This is a genomic window from Microbacterium sp. NPDC055442 (assembly GCF_053644215.1).
Map to the genome: position 1 here is coordinate 1 of NZ_JBSHLF010000010.1, position 5,998 is coordinate 5,998.

9 tRNA genes and 4 rRNA genes are annotated in these 5,998 nt (G+C 52.2%); all 13 read left to right on the forward strand.

The features are described from left to right. Positions 1 to 1,182 (forward strand): 16S ribosomal RNA (locus tag ACWIBS_RS15050); the annotation flags it as partial. 170 nt (positions 1,183 to 1,352) lie between these two features. Then, positions 1,353 to 4,280: ribosomal RNA gene (locus tag ACWIBS_RS15055) — 23S ribosomal RNA — on the forward strand. A gap of 111 nt (positions 4,281 to 4,391) precedes the next feature. Continuing rightward, positions 4,392 to 4,507 (forward strand): 5S ribosomal RNA (gene rrf, locus ACWIBS_RS15060). A gap of 10 nt (positions 4,508 to 4,517) precedes the next feature. After that, positions 4,518 to 4,593, forward strand: a tRNA-Val gene (locus ACWIBS_RS15065). 4 nt (positions 4,594 to 4,597) lie between these two features. After that, positions 4,598 to 4,673: transfer RNA gene (locus ACWIBS_RS15070), tRNA-Thr, on the forward strand. Positions 4,674 to 4,709: 36 nt separating this feature from the next. Further along, positions 4,710 to 4,785: transfer RNA gene (locus ACWIBS_RS15075), tRNA-Lys, on the forward strand. Between the two features lie 6 nt (positions 4,786 to 4,791). Continuing rightward, positions 4,792 to 4,874: transfer RNA gene (locus ACWIBS_RS15080), tRNA-Leu, on the forward strand. Positions 4,875 to 4,914: 40 nt separating this feature from the next. Continuing rightward, positions 4,915 to 4,989: transfer RNA gene (locus ACWIBS_RS15085), tRNA-Gly, on the forward strand. Positions 4,990 to 5,003: 14 nt separating this feature from the next. Further along, positions 5,004 to 5,089 (forward strand) — tRNA-Leu (locus ACWIBS_RS15090). 9 nt (positions 5,090 to 5,098) lie between these two features. Continuing rightward, positions 5,099 to 5,175, forward strand: a tRNA-Arg gene (locus tag ACWIBS_RS15095). A gap of 27 nt (positions 5,176 to 5,202) precedes the next feature. After that, positions 5,203 to 5,279, forward strand: a tRNA-Pro gene (locus tag ACWIBS_RS15100). Positions 5,280 to 5,287: 8 nt separating this feature from the next. Beyond that, positions 5,288 to 5,363 (forward strand) — tRNA-Ala (locus ACWIBS_RS15105). A 172-nt stretch (positions 5,364 to 5,535) separates the two neighbouring features. Beyond that, a 16S ribosomal RNA gene (locus tag ACWIBS_RS15110) occupies positions 5,536 to 5,998 on the forward strand; the annotation flags it as partial.

The following is a 5,998-nucleotide window of genomic DNA, read 5'->3' on the forward strand; positions in this document are numbered from 1 at the left end:
AATCTTCCGCAATGGACGAAAGTCTGACGGAGCAACGCCGCGTGAGTGATGAAGGTTTTCGGATCGTAAAGCTCTGTTGTTAGGGAAGAACAAGTACCGTTCGAATAGGGCGGTACCTTGACGGTACCTAACCAGAAAGCCACGGCTAACTACGTGCCAGCAGCCGCGGTAATACGTAGGTGGCAAGCGTTGTCCGGAATTATTGGGCGTAAAGGGCTCGCAGGCGGTTTCTTAAGTCTGATGTGAAAGCCCCCGGCTCAACCGGGGAGGGTCATTGGAAACTGGGGAACTTGAGTGCAGAAGAGGAGAGTGGAATTCCACGTGTAGCGGTGAAATGCGTAGAGATGTGGAGGAACACCAGTGGCGAAGGCGACTCTCTGGTCTGTAACTGACGCTGAGGAGCGAAAGCGTGGGGAGCGAACAGGATTAGATACCCTGGTAGTCCACGCCGTAAACGATGAGTGCTAAGTGTTAGGGGGTTTCCGCCCCTTAGTGCTGCAGCTAACGCATTAAGCACTCCGCCTGGGGAGTACGGTCGCAAGACTGAAACTCAAAGGAATTGACGGGGGCCCGCACAAGCGGTGGAGCATGTGGTTTAATTCGAAGCAACGCGAAGAACCTTACCAGGTCTTGACATCCTCTGACAATCCTAGAGATAGGACGTCCCCTTCGGGGGCAGAGTGACAGGTGGTGCATGGTTGTCGTCAGCTCGTGTCGTGAGATGTTGGGTTAAGTCCCGCAACGAGCGCAACCCTTGATCTTAGTTGCCAGCATTCAGTTGGGCACTCTAAGGTGACTGCCGGTGACAAACCGGAGGAAGGTGGGGATGACGTCAAATCATCATGCCCCTTATGACCTGGGCTACACACGTGCTACAATGGACAGAACAAAGGGCAGCGAAACCGCGAGGTTAAGCCAATCCCACAAATCTGTTCTCAGTTCGGATCGCAGTCTGCAACTCGACTGCGTGAAGCTGGAATCGCTAGTAATCGCGGATCAGCATGCCGCGGTGAATACGTTCCCGGGCCTTGTACACACCGCCCGTCACACCACGAGAGTTTGTAACACCCGAAGTCGGTGAGGTAACCTTTTAGGAGCCAGCCGCCGAAGGTGGGACAGATGATTGGGGTGAAGTCGTAACAAGGTAGCCGTATCGGAAGGTGCGGCTGGATCACCTCCTTTCTAAGGATATTATACGGAATATAAGACCTTGGGTCTTATAAACAGAACGTTCCCTGTCTTGTTTAGTTTTGAAGGATCATTCCTTCGAAACGTGTTCTTTGAAAACTAGATAACAGTAGACATCACATTCAATTAGTAATACAAGATATCACATAGTGATTCTTTTTAACGGTTAAGTTAGAAAGGGCGCACGGTGGATGCCTTGGCACTAGGAGCCGATGAAGGACGGGACGAACACCGATATGCTTCGGGGAGCTGTAAGCAAGCTTTGATCCGGAGATTTCCGAATGGGGAAACCCACCACTCGTAATGGAGTGGTATCCATATCTGAATACATAGGATATGAGAAGGCAGACCCGGGGAACTGAAACATCTAAGTACCCGGAGGAAGAGAAAGCAAATGCGATTCCCTGAGTAGCGGCGAGCGAAACGGGATTAGCCCAAACCAAGAGGCTTGCCTCTTGGGGTTGTAGGACACTCTGTACGGAGTTACAAAGGAACGAGGTAGATGAAGAGGTCTGGAAAGGCCCGCCATAGGAGGTAACAGCCCTGTAGTCAAAACTTCGTTCTCTCCTGAGTGGATCCTGAGTACGGCGGAACACGTGAAATTCCGTCGGAATCCGGGAGGACCATCTCCCAAGGCTAAATACTCCCTAGTGACCGATAGTGAACCAGTACCGTGAGGGAAAGGTGAAAAGCACCCCGGAAGGGGAGTGAAAGAGATCCTGAAACCGTGTGCCTACAAGTAGTCAGAGCCCGTTAACGGGTGATGGCGTGCCTTTTGTAGAATGAACCGGCGAGTTACGATCCCGTGCAAGGTTAAGCAGAAGATGCGGAGCCGCAGCGAAAGCGAGTCTGAATAGGGCGCATGAGTACGTGGTCGTAGACCCGAAACCAGGTGATCTACCCATGTCCAGGGTGAAGTTCAGGTAACACTGAATGGAGGCCCGAACCCACGCACGTTGAAAAGTGCGGGGATGAGGTGTGGGTAGGGGTGAAATGCCAATCGAACCTGGAGATAGCTGGTTCTCTCCGAAATAGCTTTAGGGCTAGCCTCAAGGTAAGAGTCTTGGAGGTAGAGCACTGATTGGACTAGGGGCCCCTACCGGGTTACCGAATTCAGTCAAACTCCGAATGCCAATGACTTATCCTTGGGAGTCAGACTGCGAGTGATAAGATCCGTAGTCGAAAGGGAAACAGCCCAGACCGCCAGCTAAGGTCCCAAAGTATACGTTAAGTGGAAAAGGATGTGGAGTTGCTTAGACAACCAGGATGTTGGCTTAGAAGCAGCCACCATTTAAAGAGTGCGTAATAGCTCACTGGTCGAGTGACTCTGCGCCGAAAATGTACCGGGGCTAAACGTATCACCGAAGCTGCGGACTGTTCTTCGAACAGTGGTAGGAGAGCGTTCTAAGGGCTGTGAAGCCAGACCGGAAGGACTGGTGGAGCGCTTAGAAGTGAGAATGCCGGTATGAGTAGCGAAAGAGGGGTGAGAATCCCCTCCACCGAATGCCTAAGGTTTCCTGAGGAAGGCTCGTCCGCTCAGGGTTAGTCGGGACCTAAGCCGAGGCCGAAAGGCGTAGGCGATGGACAACAGGTTGATATTCCTGTACCACCTCCTCACCATTTGAGCAATGGGGGGACGCAGGAGGATAGGGTAAGCGCGGTATTGGATATCCGCGTCCAAGCAGTTAGGCTGGGAAATAGGCAAATCCGTTTCCCATAAGGCTGAGCTGTGATGGCGAGCGAAATATAGTAGCGAAGTTCCTGATTCCACACTGCCAAGAAAAGCCTCTAGCGAGGTGAGAGGTGCCCGTACCGCAAACCGACACAGGTAGGCGAGGAGAGAATCCTAAGGTGATCGAGAGAACTCTCGTTAAGGAACTCGGCAAAATGACCCCGTAACTTCGGGAGAAGGGGTGCTCTGTTAGGGTGCAAGCCCGAGAGAGCCGCAGTGAATAGGCCCAGGCGACTGTTTAGCAAAAACACAGGTCTCTGCGAAGCCGTAAGGCGAAGTATAGGGGCTGACGCCTGCCCGGTGCTGGAAGGTTAAGAGGAGCGCTTAGCGTAAGCGAAGGTGCGAATTGAAGCCCCAGTAAACGGCGGCCGTAACTATAACGGTCCTAAGGTAGCGAAATTCCTTGTCGGGTAAGTTCCGACCCGCACGAAAGGCGCAACGATCTGGGCACTGTCTCAACGAGAGACTCGGTGAAATTATAGTACCTGTGAAGATGCAGGTTACCCGCGACAGGACGGAAAGACCCCGTGGAGCTTTACTGCAGCCTGATATTGAATGTTGGTACAGCTTGTACAGGATAGGTAGGAGCCTTGGAAACCGGAGCGCCAGCTTCGGTGGAGGCATCGGTGGGATACTACCCTGGCTGTATTGACCTTCTAACCCGCCGCCCTTATCGGGCGGGGAGACAGTGTCAGGTGGGCAGTTTGACTGGGGCGGTCGCCTCCTAAAAGGTAACGGAGGCGCCCAAAGGTTCCCTCAGAATGGTTGGAAATCATTCGCAGAGTGTAAAGGCACAAGGGAGCTTGACTGCGAGACCTACAAGTCGAGCAGGGACGAAAGTCGGGCTTAGTGATCCGGTGGTTCCGCATGGAAGGGCCATCGCTCAACGGATAAAAGCTACCCCGGGGATAACAGGCTTATCTCCCCCAAGAGTCCACATCGACGGGGAGGTTTGGCACCTCGATGTCGGCTCATCGCATCCTGGGGCTGTAGTCGGTCCCAAGGGTTGGGCTGTTCGCCCATTAAAGCGGTACGCGAGCTGGGTTCAGAACGTCGTGAGACAGTTCGGTCCCTATCCGTCGCGGGCGCAGGAAATTTGAGAGGAGCTGTCCTTAGTACGAGAGGACCGGGATGGACGCACCGCTGGTGTACCAGTTGTTCTGCCAAGGGCATCGCTGGGTAGCTATGTGCGGACGGGATAAGTGCTGAAAGCATCTAAGCATGAAGCCCCCCTCAAGATGAGATTTCCCATTCCGCAAGGAAGTAAGATCCCTGAAAGATGATCAGGTTGATAGGTCTGAGGTGGAAGTGTGGCGACACATGGAGCTGACAGATACTAATCGATCGAGGACTTAACCAAAAAAGTTTGAAACATTCAATGAACCGTTTATCCAGTTTTGAAAGAACAATCCTTTCAATAAAAAGAGCTTCAAGACACAGTTATATGCCGTGTATTGAAAGCCGAAAATAGTCTAGTGATGATGGCAAAGAGGTCACACCCGTTCCCATACCGAACACGGAAGTTAAGCTCTTCAGCGCCGATGGTAGTCGGGGGTTTCCCCCTGTGAGAGTAGGACGTCGCCAGGCATAATACCCAGGAGGATTAGCTCAGCTGGGAGAGCATCTGCCTTACAAGCAGAGGGTCGGCGGTTCGAGCCCGTCATCCTCCACCATTATGCCGGTGTAGCTCAATTGGTAGAGCAACTGACTTGTAATCAGTAGGTTGGGGGTTCAAGTCCTCTTGCCGGCACCACTTTTATATGATATAATATTCAAGTCTCTTGTAGAAGAGCCATTAGCTCAGTTGGTAGAGCATCTGACTTTTAATCAGAGGGTCGAAGGTTCGAGTCCTTCATGGCTCACCATTTTACGCGGGTGTGGCGGAATTGGCAGACGCGCTAGACTTAGGATCTAGTGTCTTTATGACGTGGGGGTTCAAGTCCCTTCACCCGCATTATATAGGATAACAGTTAGAAAAACTGGACATCCTGTCTGCGGAAGTAGTTCAGTGGTAGAACACCACCTTGCCAAGGTGGGGGTCGCGGGTTCGAATCCCGTCTTCCGCTCCAACTATACCATCCACGCCGGGGTGGTGGAATTGGCAGACACACAGGACTTAAAATCCTGCGGTAGGTGACTACCGTGCCGGTTCAAGTCCGGCCCTCGGCATTAAGTGTTGCGCCCGTAGCTCAATTGGATAGAGCGTTTGACTACGGATCAAAAGGTTAGGGGTTCGACTCCTCTCGGGCGCGCCATATCTTTTAATAGAATAGATAGGAAATCGGGAAGTAGCTCAGCTTGGTAGAGCACATGGTTTGGGACCATGGGGTCGCAGGTTCGAATCCTGTCTTCCCGACCATTTTTTATGGGGCCTTAGCTCAGCTGGGAGAGCGCCTGCTTTGCACGCAGGAGGTCAGCGGTTCGATCCCGCTAGGCTCCACCAAAAGTTTTTAAAAAAAGTTGTTGACTTTGAAGAAGTGACATTGTATACTAATAAAGTTGCTTTAACAAAGCAAGCAAACAAAATGATCTTTGAAAACTAAACAAGACAAAACGTACCTGTTAATTCAGTTTTTAAAAATCGCACAGCGATGTGCGTAGTCAGTCAAACTACTTTATCGGAGAGTTTGATCCTGGCTCAGGACGAACGCTGGCGGCGTGCCTAATACATGCAAGTCGAGCGGACAGATGGGAGCTTGCTCCCTGATGTTAGCGGCGGACGGGTGAGTAACACGTGGGTAACCTGCCTGTAAGACTGGGATAACTCCGGGAAACCGGGGCTAATACCGGATGGTTGTTTGAACCGCATGGTTCAAACATAAAAGGTGGCTTCGGCTACCACTTACAGATGGACCCGCGGCGCATTAGCTAGTTGGTGAGGTAACGGCTCACCAAGGCAACGATGCGTAGCCGACCTGAGAGGGTGATCGGCCACACTGGGACTGAGACACGGCCCAGACTCCTACGGGAGGCAGCAGTAGGGAATCTTCCGCAATGGACGAAAGTCTGACGGAGCAACGCCGCGTGAGTGATGAAGGTTTTCGGATCGTAAAGCTCTGTTGTTAGGGAAGAACAAGT